Annotated in this window: 14 protein-coding genes; all 14 read right to left on the bottom strand. The window is 70.0% G+C overall.

Going from position 1 to position 15,623, the window contains the following annotated elements:
- Window positions 1-28: 28 nt before the first annotated feature.
- The 14 genes from IW256_RS02535 to IW256_RS02470 all read right to left on the bottom strand — a co-directional run bounded on the left by IW256_RS02535 (window position 29) and on the right by IW256_RS02470 (window position 15,435).
- Window positions 29-1,525 carry an MCE family protein gene (locus IW256_RS02535; protein ID WP_197009404.1) on the bottom strand — a complete coding sequence of 499 codons (1,497 nt, stop codon included), beginning with the start codon at window positions 1,523-1,525 and terminating at the stop codon, window positions 29-31.
- Window positions 1,522-2,880: an MCE family protein gene (locus tag IW256_RS02530; protein WP_197009403.1), complete on the bottom strand. Its 1,359-nt coding sequence runs from the start codon at window positions 2,878-2,880 to the stop codon at window positions 1,522-1,524. The genes IW256_RS02535 and IW256_RS02530 overlap by 4 nt, the downstream gene beginning before the upstream one ends.
- Entirely contained in the window at window positions 2,877-4,166 is a 1,290-nt protein-coding gene (locus IW256_RS02525) for an MCE family protein (protein WP_197009402.1), read from the bottom strand. The genes IW256_RS02530 and IW256_RS02525 overlap by 4 nt, the downstream gene beginning before the upstream one ends.
- Before the next feature lie 15 nt (window positions 4,167-4,181).
- On the bottom strand, window positions 4,182-5,264 hold the full coding sequence (locus IW256_RS02520) for an MCE family protein (RefSeq protein WP_197009401.1): 1,083 nt from the start codon (window positions 5,262-5,264) through the stop codon (window positions 4,182-4,184).
- Entirely contained in the window at window positions 5,265-6,296 is a 1,032-nt protein-coding gene (locus tag IW256_RS02515) for an MCE family protein (RefSeq protein ID WP_197009400.1), read from the bottom strand. It abuts the gene before it with no gap.
- Window positions 6,293-7,606, bottom strand: coding sequence for an MCE family protein (locus IW256_RS02510; protein ID WP_197009399.1), 1,314 nt, complete (start codon window positions 7,604-7,606; stop codon window positions 6,293-6,295). The genes IW256_RS02515 and IW256_RS02510 overlap by 4 nt, the downstream gene beginning before the upstream one ends.
- A gap of 7 nt (window positions 7,607-7,613) precedes the next feature.
- Window positions 7,614-8,462: an MlaE family ABC transporter permease gene (locus tag IW256_RS02505; RefSeq protein ID WP_197009398.1), complete on the bottom strand. Its 849-nt coding sequence runs from the start codon at window positions 8,460-8,462 to the stop codon at window positions 7,614-7,616.
- 19 nt (window positions 8,463-8,481) lie between these two features.
- Window positions 8,482-9,330, bottom strand: coding sequence for an MlaE family ABC transporter permease (locus IW256_RS02500; protein ID WP_269217903.1), 849 nt, complete (start codon window positions 9,328-9,330; stop codon window positions 8,482-8,484).
- Window positions 9,330-10,439 carry an ABC transporter ATP-binding protein gene (locus IW256_RS02495; RefSeq protein ID WP_307828713.1) on the bottom strand — a complete coding sequence of 370 codons (1,110 nt, stop codon included), beginning with the start codon at window positions 10,437-10,439 and terminating at the stop codon, window positions 9,330-9,332. Before IW256_RS02495 ends, IW256_RS02500 begins: the two co-directional genes overlap by 1 nt.
- 518 nt (window positions 10,440-10,957) lie before the next feature.
- Complete coding sequence (gene rplL / locus IW256_RS02490) at window positions 10,958-11,341, bottom strand: 50S ribosomal protein L7/L12 (protein ID WP_197009397.1); 384 nt, start codon at window positions 11,339-11,341, stop codon at window positions 10,958-10,960.
- Window positions 11,342-11,415: 74 nt separating this feature from the next.
- Window positions 11,416-11,976: a 50S ribosomal protein L10 gene (rplJ, locus tag IW256_RS02485; protein ID WP_197009396.1), complete on the bottom strand. Its 561-nt coding sequence runs from the start codon at window positions 11,974-11,976 to the stop codon at window positions 11,416-11,418.
- A 448-nt stretch (window positions 11,977-12,424) separates the two neighbouring features.
- Window positions 12,425-13,267: an SCO4651 family lipoprotein gene (locus tag IW256_RS02480; protein WP_197009395.1), complete on the bottom strand. Its 843-nt coding sequence runs from the start codon at window positions 13,265-13,267 to the stop codon at window positions 12,425-12,427.
- Between the two features lie 210 nt (window positions 13,268-13,477).
- Complete coding sequence (locus IW256_RS02475; protein WP_197009394.1) at window positions 13,478-14,350, bottom strand: SCO4651 family lipoprotein; 873 nt, start codon at window positions 14,348-14,350, stop codon at window positions 13,478-13,480.
- 203 nt (window positions 14,351-14,553) lie between these two features.
- On the bottom strand, window positions 14,554-15,435 hold the full coding sequence (locus IW256_RS02470) for a hypothetical protein (RefSeq protein WP_197009393.1): 882 nt from the start codon (window positions 15,433-15,435) through the stop codon (window positions 14,554-14,556).
- Window positions 15,436-15,623: the final 188 nt, after the last annotated feature.

Genomic DNA, 15,623 nt, shown 5'->3' with positions numbered 1-15,623 from the left:
CGCGCCCGGCCGGCGCTCACGCCGGCCCTCAACGCGACAGCGGACCGAGCAGGAGCATCTTCCAGGAGGCGTCCCCGAGGAGCCGCTGCTGGCCGCCCGAGTAGCCGATGCCGTACCGCTTGCCGTCCGGCCCGTAGACCACGCCGGTCGAAGGATCGTATCCGGCGAGTTCCACGGTCCCGGAGGAAAACGGGACGTACAGGCTGCCCTGCGGCTGGGCGGCGGGCTGCTCCTGCTCCTTGCCCTCCTTGCCCTCCGCCTTGGCCTTGGCCTTGGCCTCGGGGGTCTGCTCGGCACCGGACCCCTGCGCCGCCCCGCCCGAACCGCCCGAGCCGCCGCCGTACGCGCCGCCCTCGGGGAACCCGGCGCCGTCGGTCGCGCCCGGCGGGACCTGGGGCTTCGGCGCGATCGCGTCCTTGGGGAAGTTGCGGGCACCGCGGACGACCTTGCCGGAGTCGCCCGGCTCGGTGCAGCCCGAGTCCAGCCGGGGCTTCTTGTCACCGGTGAACTGCGGCCAGCGCTTCTGCACCTTCTCGTAGCCCTTGGTGCAGGGCGCGGGAGAGTCGATGTTGAGCGCCAGTCCGAGGTGCTGGGTGCCGTCTCCGGGCGTCACGGTGAACGCGCCGCCCACGGTGAGCGGGTACAGGATGAACAGCGACCGCAGCCCGGCCTTGCGGGACGCGATGATCTGGCCCGTCGTGGTCATGTTGGCCAGCAGCACCGGCAGCGTCGGCGCGAGGCCGTCGATGGTCTTGTCGACCTGGACGACCGTGCCCGGGGTCGCGTCGAGGGTGGCGCGCAGCGCCGGGTCGTCCCGCCGCAGCTGGGTGGTCAGCTCGTTCAGGTTGCGCGCGAACCCACGGATGTTGGCGCCCTGCGCGCGCTGGGTGTTCAGCACGGTGGCGCCGTCGTCCAGCAGCCGCTTGGTGTCGGGGTACGCCTCCTCGGCGGTCTGGATCAGCCGGTCGGTGTCGTCCAGGATCGCCTTCAGGTCGGCGGCGGAACCGTTGAACGCCTTGTCCAGCTCGTCCACGATCGTCCCGAGGTGCTGCGGGTTCACCGACGACACCAGCTTGTCGACGTTGCGCAGGAGTTCGGCGGTGGACACCGGGAGCTTGGTCAGGCGGCGCGGGATCGTGTACGGCGCGCCCTCGTCCAGGTACGGGCCGGTGGCCTTGCTGGGCTGGAGGTCGATGTACTGCTCGCCGACCGCGGAACGGTTGGCGACCACGGCGGAGGTGCCCTCGCGGGGGATCCGCTTGCCGCGGTCGAGCAGCAGCTTGACCTTGATGCCGTCGCGGGTGAGCTGGATCGGGCCGACCCGGCCCACCGCCACCCCGCGGTAGGTCACCTCGGCGTTGGTGAACACGCCGCCGGAGTCGCTCAGGTCGACGTAGGCGGTGTACTGGCGGCCCAGCAGGGTGCGGCCCACGCCGATGTAGTTCACCGAGACGATCGTGACGCCGATGATCGTGATGAGGGTGAACGCGATCAGCTGGATCTTGACGCCGCGCTTGAGGATCACGACAGGCCCCCCGTCATCAGGGTCCGGAGATCGTTGCGTCCGGGTTCGGGGGCCAGCGAGCGCGGCCGGTTCGTGCCGTTCCCGCCCGTGCCGCCCGTGCCGCCCGTGCCGTTCTGGGTGCCGCCGAGGCCCGGGAGCCCGCCGCCGGTGCCGGGCAGGCCCGGCAGGCCGCCGCCACCCGTACCGCCGTTACCGCCCGTGCCCCCGGTACCGCCGGTACCGCCCGGCATCTCCGGCAGCACGCCCAGCGGCGACTGGGGCAGGGTCACGTTCGGGACGGTCAGCATGTTGCGCATCTGCTGGGCGCCGCCCAGGAGTCCTTCCAGCTCGGTGCCGCCGAACAGGTTGCGGGCGATGCTCTCGAAGTCCAGGTCGAGGGTGAGCCGGACGTTGCCGTAGTCGCCCTTGATGACGTTGTCGAACGTCGCGGGGAACGGGAACGTCAGCAGGCCCTCCAGCGACTTGGGCAGATCCGCGCCGGCCTTGTTGAGGTTGCGCAGGATCGTCTCCAGGTCCTTGAGGTTGGCCAGCAGGTCGGCCTGGGACTTCTTGATCACGTCGGTGGTGGTGCGGCTGAGCTTGTCCAGCGCCACCAGCATCTTGGTGAGGTCGGCCCGGTTGCGGTTGAGCACCGCCAGCGCCGGGCCGGTCTTGTCGACGGTGTCGGCGATGGTGCGGCGCTCGGCCGACAGCTTGCCGGTCAGCCGGTCGATGCTGTCGATCGCCCGGGTGATCTCGCCGCGGTTGCGGTCCAGCGTGCCCACGAACGTGTTCACCCGGTTCAGCACCGACTTGATCGTCGCGGTACGCCCGTCCATCGCGGTGTTCAGCTCGCGGGTGATGGTGGAGATCTGCTCGATGCCGCCGCCGTTGAGCAGCATCGACATCGCCGACAGCACCTCCTCGATCTCGGTGCTGCGGGTGGTGCGGCCCAGCGGGATCAGGTCGCCGGAGGCCAGCTCGCCGCGGGCTCGCTCGCCGGGCGGGTTGGCCAGCGCCACGAACTTCTCGCCCAGCAGGCTGGTCTGGCCGATGGTGGCGACCGCGTTGTCACCGAGCTTGGTGTCGTTCCGCACCTTGAGGGTGACCACGGCGTGCCAGCCGTTCTGGCCGACGCCCTTCCCGCCGGCCAGCTCGATCTTGTCGACCTTGCCGACCGAGACGTCGTTGACCTTGACCACCGACTGCGGCACCAGGTCGAGCACGTTGGCGAACTCGACCTTGACCGTCTTGGGGGAGGAACCGAGGTCGGGACCGCCGGGGAGCGGAACCGAGTCGACGCCGCGGAACGAGCACCCCGAGAGGGCGGTCGCGCAGGCGATCGCGGCGACGCCCGGCTTGAAGGGGAACCTCATCGGCCACCTCCCGGAAGCAGCGCGCGCACGTCCCGGGGCTTGGACTGCCCGGTGGACGTCGTGGTCTTGGTCTTGCCGCCGCCACCGCCGCCACCGCCGCCGCTGCCGGTGCCGCCGCCGGCCGCGCCGCTCCGGCCGCCCGGCCCGTAGGCGTCCGGCGGGATCGGCTCAGGGTCGTAGTGCGTGGTCAGCGCGGTGATCCAGGACAGGTCCAGGCTCAGCCCGGTCAGCGCCTTGCCGATCCCGTTGACCGGGGTGACGAAGTCCAGGCACTGCTTGGGCGGGGTGCCGACCGAGTAGGCCAGCGAGCAGATCCAGTCCGCCAGGTCGTGGAACTGGCGCAGGTCGGCCCGGTTGTGGATGGTGCCGCTGATCGGGTCGTACGCGCGGGCCAGGTTGTTGACGCCCAGCGGCGCCACCTGGAGCAGCTCGGTGAACGCCTCCTTCTCCTTCACCAGCACCCCGGTGATCTGCGCCAGCTGCCGGACGTTGTCGGCGAGCTGGCCCCGGTTGTCCTTGATGAAGCGCTGGACGTTGCGCAGCGTGGGGGCGAGCGTGTTGAGCGCGGCGCTCAGCTCCTCCTTCTCCCCCGCCAGCTGCCCCGACACCCCGTTCAGGTGACCGGTGAACTGCCGGATCTGCTGGTCGTTGGCCTTCATCGTGGCGGTGATGATCCGCAGGTTCTGGATGGTCTTGGCCACGTCCTCGCGGTCCGCGCTGAGGGTGCTGAGCATCTTGGAGGTGTCGCCGATGGTCTGCCGGATGTCGGTGCCCTGGCCCTCCAGGGTGTCCGCGCCGACCTGCAGCAGGCGCGACAGCGACCCGTTGGCGTTGGCGCCCTGCGGGCCCAGCGCGGTGCTGAGGTCGTTCAGCCCGGCGCCGACCTCGTCGACCTCGACCGGGACGGCGGTGCTGGCGAGCGTGAGGGTGTGCCCGTCCCGCATCACCGGGCCGCCCTTGTAGACGGGGGTGAGCTGGATGTAGCGGTCGGCGACCAGCGTCTGGTTGATGATCACGGCCTTGGCGTCGGCCGGCACCTTGTACCTGGCCTCGTACCGCAGCTCCACCTTCACCGCGCCGCCGACCGGGGTCACCTTGGTGACCTTGCCGACCCGGATGCCGAGGATGCGCACGTCGGCGCCCTCGTACAGGCCGACCGTCCGGCTGAAGTACGCCGTCATGCGGCGCTGCTCGGGCCCCCTCAGCAGCAGCACGAGCGCCGCCGCGAGCACGGCCAGGGCGAGGATCGCGCCGCCGAGGCGGAGGATGGTTCCTGAGTTACGCATGACCTGCCTGCTCGCTCACGGGAGGAAGGGCAACGGGTTGGTGGTGCGACGGCCGCCCGGCTGCCCGGTCTGGCCCTGGCCCGTCTGGCCCTGTCCGGTCTGGCCCTGTCCGGTGCCGCCGCCCTGGGCCGGCGCGTCCTTGATCGAGGCGGGGATGGGGATGAGGTTCTGGATGTAGCTGTCGAACCACCGCCCGGTTCCGGTCACGTCGGCGAACTGCCGCGCGAACGGGGCGAACAGCTGCAGGATCCGGTCGAGGTTCTGCTGGTTCTTCAGCAGGATCCCGTTGACCTTCTCCAGGCTGTCCAGCATCGGCCGGAGCTGTCCTTCGTTCTCCTTGATCAGCGCGTTCACCTGCTGGGACAGCACCACGGTGTTGACCAGGAGCTGGTGGATGACCTGCCGCCGGGCCTGCACCGCCTGAAGGATCTCGTCGCCGTCCTGGATCAGCCTGGCGAAGTCCTGGTTGCGGTCGGCCAGCAGCTGGGAGACGTCCTTGGCGCGCCCGGTCAGCCGGTGCAGCTCCTCGTCGCGGGAGGCGATCGTGTCCGACAGCCTGCGCAGGCCCTGCAGCGACGCCTTGATCTCGTCCGGGGAGTTGCGGAAGGTGTCGGCCAGCACGTCGAAAGACCGGGCCACCTGCCGCTGGTCGATCTTGCCGACCCGCTGGGTCAGCTCGCTGATCGCCGGGACCACCTCGAACGGGACGGCGGTGCGCTCCACCGGGATCTGCCGGTTCAGCCGGCCGGTGCCGCGCGGGTCCAGCGCCACGTAGTGCGCCCCGAGCACCGTCTTGATCTTGATCTCGGCGCGGGTCAGGTCGCCCAGCCGGACCTCGTCGTTCACCCGGAAGGTGACCTTGACGTGGCCGCCCTCCAGGTCGAGCCCGGTGACCTTGCCGACCTTGACCCCGGCGATGCGCACCTCCTCGTCCGGCTTCAGCCCGGCGGCCTCGGCGAACGCGGCGCTGTACTCGCGCCCGCCGGCCAGGAACGGGACGCGCTCCAGGTTCATCGCGACCAGCAGCGCCACGAGGATGACCGCGAACGCGGAGAGGCCGATGGGGACCGGGTTGCGCTCCCGGAACGGGACCCTCATCTACTTGCACCTCGCGTTCTCGTTCACGATCGCAGGGGTCTGGTAGACGGGACCGCCGGGCAGCCGCACCCGCGCGTCCATGCCGCAGATGTACATGTTGAACCAGGAGCCGTAGGAGGAGATGTTGATCAGCCCCTCCATCCGCTTCGGGGTGGTGCGCAGCGCCCGGTCGACGTCGGCGCCGTTCTCGTTGAGGGTGTCCGACAGCCGCTTGAGGCCGGCGATGTCGTTCTTGAGCGCGGGACGGGCGTCCTTGAGCAGGCCGGCGGTGGTGCCGGTCAGCTGGTTGATCGCGGCGACCGAGTCGAAGATCGCCTGGCGGTCGTCGGCGACCCCGCCGACGAACCCGCGCAGATCGGTGATCAGCCGGTTCACCTCGGTGTGGCGCTGGTCGATGGTGCCCAGCACGTTGTTGAGGTTGTCGATCACCTGGCCGATGACCTTGTCGCGGTCGGCCAGCGTGTTGGTCAGCGAGGCGACGTGCGCCAGCAGGCTGTTGACCGTCCCGGCCTCGCCCTGCAGCGTCTGCACGATCTGGAAGGCGAGCTTGTTGACGTCGTTGGGCTCCAGGACGCGGAACAGCGGGCGGAACCCGTTGAACAGCACGGTGAGGTCCAGCGCCGGCTTGGTCTGCGCGAGCGGGATGGTGCCGCCGGGCCGCAGGTAGTCGTTCGCCGTCCCGGGCCCCTCGGTCAGCGCGAGGTAGCGCTGGCCCATGAGGTTGCGGTAGCGCACGTTGACCTGGGTGGACGACGGCAGTCCGGCGTCGAAGACGCCCTCCTTGTTGACGCTGAAGGTCACCTTGGCCTGCCTGCCCTGGTACAGCTCGATCTTCTCGACCTGGCCGACCCGGACGCCGGCCACCCGGACGTCGTCCTGCTCCAGCAGCCCCGCCACGTCGGAGAAGATCGCGCTGTAGCCGCGGGTCTCGGTGAACCGCATGTTGGAGATCGTCATCGCCAGCACGCCGGTGGCCAGCGAGGTGGCCACGACGAAGATGAGCAGCTTGACGGCGGCGCCGGTCGTCTTCACTGGACGTTCACCACCGATCCCTGCAGCAGCGGCCCGAACAGCAGCTCGGCCACGTCCGACACCTCACCGGCGGGGGTCCGGGTCATCGGCCCCACCACGTTCTTGATCTTGTCCCGCTCGCTCATCCCGGTCCCGGGGTCGACGAACACGCCCGACAGCGCGCGCCCGCGCCCGCCCGCGTGGGGGCTGGGGGCGTTCGGGTCGTCGGGGTTCTTCCACCACAGGTCGTCCTGGGTGCCGTCCAGCGCCAGGTAGTCGGGGAACGGCACCTTGGGGTCGGGCAGGTTGTAGCAGCGCGGGTTCCGCTGGTCCTTGGCCTCCGGCATGTCCAGCGGGTACTTGTACGCCGGCCGGGGCTTGACGATCTCGACGGTGAGGTTGAACGTCGGGGTCTTGCCGCCGCCCGCCTCCTCGGCGAGGGGCTTGATCTTCATCATCCCCTCCAGCACGCAGGGCAGCGACGGGGAGTAGCGGGCGACCAGCGCGAGCCCGTCGCGGTTCGCCACGTTCACTCCGATGATCTTGGGGGCGTTGTCCCGCATGAACCGGTCGCCCTTGGCGCTCACCCCGGTGACCATCGGGATGATGTCCTCGATGGTCCCCCGCTTGTCGGTGATCGTCTTGCTGGTCACGTTCAGGTTGCGCAGGGTGTTCAGCAGGTCGGGCGCGGCGGCGCTGTAGATGTCGGAGACGTCCGACAGCGCGCGCAGGTCGTAGACGAGGGTGCCCAGCTCCGGGTTGATCTTCTTGAGCAGCGCGTCGGCCTGCTCCAGGTTGCGGCCGATCTGGTCGCCGCGGCCCTGCAGCGCGGTGGCCACCGCGTTCAGCGTGGCGTTGAGCTTCTCGGGACGGACGGCCTGCAGCAGCGGCAGCAGGTTGTTCAGCACCCGGTCGATCTCGACCGCGGTCTGGGAACGGTCCTGCTGGATCACCTGGCCCTCGCGCAGCCCGAGCGGGCCCGGCCGGGCCGGGATCTCCAGGTCGACGTACTTCTCGCCGAACAGCGTCTTGGGCAGCAGCCGCGCCTGGACGTTGCCGGGGATCATCTCGGCCTTGTCCGGGTCGAGCGCCAGGTCCAGGACGGCGCCGTCGGCGGTCACCCGGGTGCCCCGGACCTCGCCCACGATCAGGCCGCGCACCTTGACGTCCGAGCGGGGCAGCAGCTGGAGCCCGGCCCGCTCGGCCCGCACCGACACCTTCGTGACCGGGGTGAGCGCCTTGTTGAACAGCGCGACCGTCAGCGCCAGCAGCAGCGCCAGCACGATCACCATGGACAGGCCGAGCAAGCGGTAACGGATCCGCTGGGTCATGACGTCCTCACCCCGCAATCCGTACGGTCGTGGTCGCTCCCCAGATCGCCATGCCGAGCAGCAGGTCGGTCACGTTGATGACCACGATGCTGGTGCGCACCGCCCGGCCGACCGCGACGCCGACGCCCGCCGGGCCGCCGCTGGCGTGGTAGCCGTAGTAGCAGTGGATGAGCATGACCAGGACCGAGAAAATGATCACTTTGCCGAACGACCACAGAATGTCGTAAGGCGGTAGGAACAGCTTGAAATAGTGGTCATAGGTGCCGGTGGACTGCTCGTAGAAGATCGTCACGATCAGCCGGGTGGCGCCGTAGGAGGCCAGCAGTCCCACGATGTACAGCGGGATGACCGCGATCATCCCGGCGATCATCCGGGTGGTCACCAGGAACGGCATCGACGGGACCGCCATGACCTCCAGCGCGTCGATCTCGTCGGAGATGCGCATCGCGCCGAGCTGGGCGGTGAACCCGCAGCCCACCGTGGCCGACAGCGCCAGCGCCGACACCAGCGGGGCGATCTCGCGGGTGTTGAAGTACGAGGCGACGAACCCCGTGAACGCGGCGGTGCCGATCTGGTTCAGGGAGTTGTAGCCCTGGAGGCCGACCTGGCTGCCGGTGAAGAACGTCATGAAGCCGACGATCACCACGCTGCCGCCGATCACGGCCAGCCCGCCGGTGCCCAGGCTCACCTCGGCCAGCAGCCGCAGCACCTCGGTGCGGTAGCGGCGCAGCACCCGGAACACCCAGGCGAACGCCCGCGCGTAGAACGAGAGCTGGTGACCGAAATCCTCCAGCCTCTGGAGGGGGGCGTTCACCGCCTTCGCGACGGTCTGCCCCGGCTTGCCGGGACCGCTCATGACCTCACTCCGCCCGCCATCACATGCCCTTCTGGGGGACGAACTGGAAGTACAGGGTGGAGATCAGGAAGTTCTCCAGGAACAGCAGCATGAAAGTGATGACCACGGTCTGGTTGACCGCGTCTCCCACGCCCTTGGGACCGCCCTTGGCGTTCAGCCCCTTATAGGCCGCGACCAGCCCGGCCGTGATGCCGAAGACGAACGCCTTGAACTCGGCCTGGAGCAGGTCGGGCAGTTGCGCGATGGCGTTGAACGAGGCCAGGTAGGCGCCCGGGGTGCCGTCCTGCAGCATCACGTTGAACACGTAGCCGCCGGCCAGGCCGACCACCGACACCAGGCCGTTGAGGAACAGCGCGACGAAGGCGCAGGCGAGCATGCGCGGGACGACCAGGCGGTGCAGGGGGTTGATGCCCAGCACCTCCATGGCGTCGATCTCCTCGCGGATCTTGCGGGACCCGATGTCGGCGCACATGGCCGAGCCCGCGGCGCCCGCGACCAGCAGCGAGGTGACCAGCGGGCTGGCCTCGCGGACGATCGCGACCACCGCGGTCGCACCCGTGTAGGACTGCGCGCCCAGCTGCCGGATCAGCCCGCCCACCTGCAACGACAGGATGCCGCCGAACGGGATCGCGACCAGCATCGTGGGCACCACCGTCACGCTGACGATGAACCACGCCTGCTGGATGAACTCGCGCCACTGGAACGGCCACACGAGCATCGCCCGGAACGTGTCCAGGCAGAGGGCGAAGAAACGGCCCGGCTCCCTGATGGCGACGTTGGCCGCGCCATCAGAGATCTTGCGGAACGTGGCCGAGGCTTTCCCGCCCTTGCCCCCTTCCTGGTCCGCGCCGATACCAGGAGTGGACATCAGGGCGCCGCACCCGCCCCTGGCACCCCGCCGCCCTGCTGGTAGCCGCCCGGTCCGGGCGCACCCGGCACATGACCGCCGGGCGCGTGACCGCCGGGCACCGCGCCCGCGCCGGCCACCGGGCCCATCGCCGCGACATAGCGCGGCCACTCCTCCACCCAGTTGCGGCCCAGGTCGTCGATGAACGAGCCGGCCGGCGGGACGACGCCGTGCGCCGCGCACCAGGAACCGGGCGCGTGCTGCGCCGGGCGGACCCGGCCGTCGCTGGGCATGAGCTGCGGCGGGATGGGCGGGAGCTTGCCGGGGTCGTGGCCCATCTTGGCCTCGGCCTCCAGCTCGGAGACGTCCTTCTCCTCCGACATGCCGATCGGGCCGACCCGCCGGGCGTTGAGGAACTGCCGGACCACCGGCTCCTCGCTCGACAGCAGCATCTCGCGCGGGCCGAACATCACCAGCTCGCGGCGGAACAGCAGCCCGATGTTGTCGGGAACGGTCCGGGCGGTGTTGATGTCGTGGGTCACGATCAGGAACGTCGCGTTGATCTGCGAGTTCAGGTCGACGATCAGCTGGTTGAGGTAGGCGGTGCGGACCGGGTCCAGGCCGGAGTCCGGCTCGTCCACCAGGAGGATCTCGGGGTCCAGCACCAGCGCGCGGGCCAGCCCGGCGCGCTTCTTCATGCCACCGGAGATCTCGCCGGGCAGCTTGCGCTCGGCGCCGAGGAGACCGACCATCTCCATCTTCTCCATGACGATGCGCCGGACCTCCGACTCCGGCTTCTTGGTGTGCTCGCGCAGCGGGAAGGCGATGTTGTCGTACAGGTTCATCGACCCGAACAGGGCGCCGTCCTGGAACAGCACGCCGAACAGCTTGCGCGTGTCGTACAGCTGGGCCTCGGGCAGGTACGGCAGGTCGCGGTCACCGACCCAGATGTGCCCGCGGTCCGGCTTGAGCAGCCCGACCAGTGACTTCAGGAAGACCGACTTCCCGGTGCCGGAGGGCCCGAGGAGCACACTGATCTCTCCCGCGGGCAGCGTTAGCGATACGTCCTGCCAGATGGTCTGGCGGCCGAAGGATTTGGTCAGCCCTTCGACTCTGATCTCGACGCCCACTCGTCACCTTTCGTCCAGGCCGGGGGTTCCGGAACAATGAGCGAGTAGCACACTCAGGCGGCTGTCACCATCACACCGTGTGTCCGCCCCGTTGCTACCGTCGGGTAGCGGTTGCGGGTGCCACTACCGTAGCGGCCCATCTCGGAAATGGAAGGGGCTGGGGACGGGAACAGCAGCGGAAAACACACTGGTGTAAGCCAATCGTTACTTACGACGCAGGTGAGACTACTGCGAGCGAACCAGCACCTCAAGCCGGGGGTGGGGCGACGGGTGTGACGGAACGGATCCGTGTGATCCGGTCTCTGGAGGGGGACGCTACGCGGGGCTCCCGGCCCCGCACAACTCGTTCCCGTGCCACTCTGCGGCGCCGATTTGTCACCCGCGCACAAATTCGGGGGGCCGGAATCCGGTCCGAACGCGAGAAGGCGGCCACCTCACCGTGGTGAGATGGCCGCCTTCGCGGCACTCCGGGAGGCGCCCGGCCGGGCGCGGCTCCGGAAGGTACTGACCGGAGGGTCTTACTTGACGGTCACCGAGGCGCCGGCCTTCTCCAGGGCCTCCTTGGCCTTGTCGGCGGTCTCCTTGTTGACCTTCTCCAGCAGCGGCTTGGGCGCGCCGTCGACCAGGTCCTTGGCCTCCTTGAGGCCGAGGCTCGTCAGGGCGCGGACCTCCTTGATGACCTGGATCTTCTTGTCGCCGGCACCCTCGAGGATGACGTCGAACTCGTCCTGCGCCGGGGCCTCCTCGGCGGCGGCGGGGCCGGTCGGCGCGGCGACGGCGGCGACCGGGGCGGCGGCCTTGACGTCGAAGACCTCTTCGAACTGCTTCACGAACTCGGAGAGCTCGAGAAGGGTCATCTCCTTGAAGGCGTCGAGCAGGTCGTCGGTGCTGAGCTTCGCCATGATGTGTTCCTCCGCTATGGCTGTGTGTCTGGGGTCTGTGTCGTTACCGCGGGTCCTGGTCCGAGGGACCGGGACTACTCGGCGGGCGCCTCGTCGGCGGCCGGAGCCGCGCCGCCCTCGGACTCGCGCTTGGCGCGCAGCGCCTCGGCGAGCTGGGCGGCCTGGGTCGGCAGAGCGTTGAAGAGGGCGGCGGCGTTGGCCATCGAGCCCTTCATCGCACCGGCCAGCTTCGCGAGGAGCACCTCGCGGCTCTCGAGGTCCGCGAGCTTGCCGATCTCGGTGGCGTCCATCGACTGCCCGTCGACGAAGCCGCCCTTGATCACCAGGAGCGGGTTGGCCTTGGCGAAGTCACGCAGGCCCTTGGCGGCCTCGACCACGTCGCCCTTGACGAAGGCGATCGCGGACGGACCTTCGAGCAGCTCGCGGAACTGCTCGTCGACCCCCGCGTCGGACGCGGCGATCTTGGTCAGCGTGTTCTTCACCACGGCGAACCTCGCGTTCTCGCCGAGGTTGGTGCGCAGCTCCTTGAGCTGCGCCACCGTGAGCCCGCGGTACTCGGTCAGCACGGCGCCGTTCGAGCTCTCGAACTCGTTCTTGAGCTCGGCGATCGCCGCGACCTTTTCGGCCTTTGCCATGGGCCTCCTTCCGATTACCTGGGTGGAAGCCGCCGGGGCGAATGTTCCCTGAAAACAGCGAACGCCCCGGCGTAGGCGCACGGGGCGTGGCACGACGCTCGACAGCGGAGGTCGTACGGAAGCTCTCGTCTCACCTACGCGGGCCGCCCGAATCTCTTCGGGCCCTTCGGCCACCCTTGAGGGTGACGACCGGCGGTCTTCGGCAGTCAACAGAGTACGTGCTGCCGGTGCCGACCGCCAAATCGATTCGCGCCATGCCCGCGGCACGGACGCCGCGGTCACCGGACGCGAACGGCCCGCGCGCGCCGGGTGGGCGCTCGCGGGCCGTCGAGGACGCGGTGATGCGGTTCCCGCGCGATGATCCTGCGCGGTGGTCCTGACCGGTGGTCCTGACCGGTGGTCCTGACCGGTGATCCTGACCTGTGGTCCTGCGCGGGATCCGGCCGGATCAGTTCATCGAGGGCATCTTGAAGTCGCCGACCTTGGCCTCCGGCGGAGCCACGACGTTCACCGGCTTGCCGAAGTCACTGTAGATCGCGGTGCTGGTGACCTGGCCCATCGAGGTGTCCATGGTGGTGATCACCTTGCGCGGCAGGTCGTCGTCGCCCACCCACAGGTCGAAGGCGTACGCCTTGCCGCCGATCTGCTGGAACAGGCTCTCCATGGCCTTCCGGTTCTCGGGGTCGAGCTTGGCCAGCGCCTCCTGCGGGGTCACCGTGCCGGTGAAGTGCCGGGTCTTGACGCCGCCGACGGTCTCGGTGCCGACCTCGCGCACGTCCTTGGAGGCGGTGAACATCCTGGTCTGCTCGGCCGGGCTCTGCTGCTTGGCCTGGTCGAGCATCTTGCCGAGGTTCAGGCCGCCCATCTGGCCGCCCATGTCGTTCAGCGAGATCCGGCTCCAGGGCTTGCCGCCGTTGGCGGACGCCAGCGCGGGCATGTTCAGGTACATCGTGGAGCCGATCAGCCGCGCCTCGTACCCGGGGATGTTCTGGCCGGCCACGGTCATCGGGTCGACGTTCATCTTCATCGCGACCTCGGGCCGCAGCCGGGTCTCCATCACCGTGCGCATCTTCATGGCGCCCTGCTGGAGCTTGCTGTCGACCGTCATGTCGGTCTTGAAGGTGTCGTTCTGACCCGTCTTCTCCGCCGCCTTGCCCAGCATCTGCGCGGCGCTCATCTTGATCGCGCCCCCGGCCTCGCCGGCCTTCTCCTTCGCCTCCCCGAGGCAACCGGTGAGGGCGAGGGCGAGGCCGGTGGCCATCGCGGTGCCCGCGACGAAGCGACGAATCATGGGGGCTCTCCTTGTTCTGCGATCGCGTCCGGGGAACTGGAGTCCCGGACTCCTGATCAGACGCGCGCGGGGCCGAAAGGGTTCACCTCATCCGCGCGGCACGCGCCACAGGGGCGCGTGCCGCGAGCGGAAGGACGGATGAACGGATGAACGCCGTCGCCGGGAGCGGACGGGGTCAGTTGCGCGGCTGGGTCAGTTGCGCGGCTGGGGTCAGTTGCGCGGCTTGGGGGCGCCGCCGTTGAGGAACGCGCCGAGGGACAGCTCGCCCACCTGGTCGGCGGGCGGCGGGTTCACGCTGAAGGACTTGCCGTAGTCGCTGTAGAGGACCGTCACGGTGCCGCTCTGACCCCGGGCGGGGTCGCCCTTGGTGACCAGCTTGCGCGGCAGCTGGTCGCCGTCCGTCCACAGGTCGAAGCCGATCTTCTCGTCGTCCGCGCCCTGCGGGAACCACCCGCGCACCTCGGCGCGCGTCCGCGCGTCCAGCTTGTCCAGGGCGTCCCGTACGGTCACGGTGCCGGCGTAGTGCGTGGTCTTGACGCCGTCGACGGTCTCCTCGCCGACCCGCCGCACGTCCTTGGAGCCGGTGAACATCTTGGTCTGCTCGGCCGGGTTCACCTTCCGCACCTGGTCGACCAGGCCCTTGATGTCGAAGCCGGCCATCTGCCCGGCCTTGTTGACGTCGACCTTCACCCACGGCTTGCCGCCGCTCACGAACTGGGCCAGCTGCGGGACCTTGGCGTACAGCACGTCGCCGGTGTAGACGGCCTGGCCCTTGGCGGCCGGGACCGCCTGCCCGCCCCGGCTGACCTCGTCGAGCCGCGCGCTGAAGGTGAGCGTCGGCTTGAGACGGAACTGGCCGGTGGCGTGGATCCTCCCGCCGCCGTTCCCGGTCTCGGTCACGGTCAGGTCGGCCTTGAACGTGTCCGCCTGGCCGGTCCGCTGGGACGTCTTGGCCAGCGCCTCGGCGGCGGTGAGCTTCATGGTGTCGGTCGCGACCTCCGCCCCGGAGCCTCCGCACCCCGACAGGAGCAGCACGCTGCCCATGGCGGTGCCTCCGGCGGCAACGACGAATCGACGTTTCATGAGGAAAGTGCCTCCCTGGTCGGCTGCTGGTGGTTCCCAGTCTCACCGGGAGTACACCGGCCCACATCCCCCGTGGGTACGAATGGCCGGTCCGCCCGTACGACTCGCGGGCTACGCGCGCGCGTCCGGCCGCGGCGGCGCGGCGGCGGCGCGGCGGCGGCGCGGCGGCGTCCGGACGAGTCCCGGCGGCGGCGCCGGGGAGCTCAGCGGTACGAGCGGAAGGTCATCGAGCCGGCCAGCATCGTGCCCGGCGCCGAGCCGTTCAGCCCGATCCAGGACGGCCGGTCGGCCCCGTCGGCCCACAGGTCGAGCGCGACGCGGGTGGCGTCGGGCAGCACCTCGCGCGCCCGGGCGGCCACGTCCTCCGGCAGCACCCGGTAGAGATCACCGAGCCGGGCGCTCGCCAGGTAGTGCGTCGAGCCGAGCCTGTCCGGCCCGGTCCGGGTCATTCCCGGCAGCGCGCGCAGCAGGTAGGTGAGCTGCCTGGGGTCGGAGGAAGTGCGCAGCCGGTCCACCTGGGCGGCGGTGAGCGTCGAGTGCGTCCAGGACTTGCCGTCGTATCCCGACAGCGTCCGGCCCTTCACGATCACCTTCTGGGTGACGCGGGTGAGCCGGCCGTCCTTCATCGTCTCCCGGACGCCGGTCGCGTTCAGCGCGAAGCGCGGCGCCAGGGTGTAGGTCGCGGTCTCCTTCTGGTGCTCGTAGTCGCCGTTGGACGCGCCGGACAGCCGCACGTCGGTCCGGCGTACGAACGAGGTGACCTTCGGGGCCTCGGCGGGCGGCTCGCCCGGTGCCGCCGTACCGTCCTTACCGCCCGTCCCGGCCTTCCGCCCGGGCGCGGTACCGCCGCGGCCTCCGGCAGGAGACGCCGATCCCGCGGAGGACGCGGGGGCGGGGGACGCGCTCGGCGACCTCTTCTCGGTTCCCGCCGGATCGCGCTGCGCCGCCGCGGCGGCCGGGGGCATGGCGCCCGGTTCCTTGGGCGCGGCGGCACCGGTCTTGACCGCGACGAGGATCGCGGTGGGGACGACGGCGACGGCGGTGATCGCGCCGATCGCGATGGCCCGGTCCGTTCGACGGTCCAACGGTCCTCCAGCCGGGAAGGGCGGGCGCGCCGCAGAGGCGGGCGAATGATGGCAGATTCAACACCAATCGCCCCTTCTCCACCAGAAACCCGCCGAGGTGCCGTCTGGCCTGTTCCGGACTCGCCGTACGGTCAACCCGCGGGACGGGCGAAACGCTCATCCGGAGACGGAGATCGGAGCCGCGATCA

Origin of the sequence: Actinomadura viridis (genome assembly GCF_015751755.1) — a bacterium.
In the GTDB taxonomy this organism is placed as follows: domain Bacteria; phylum Actinomycetota; class Actinomycetes; order Streptosporangiales; family Streptosporangiaceae; genus Spirillospora; species Spirillospora viridis.
This window is presented reverse-complemented; position numbering and strand designations above follow the sequence as displayed.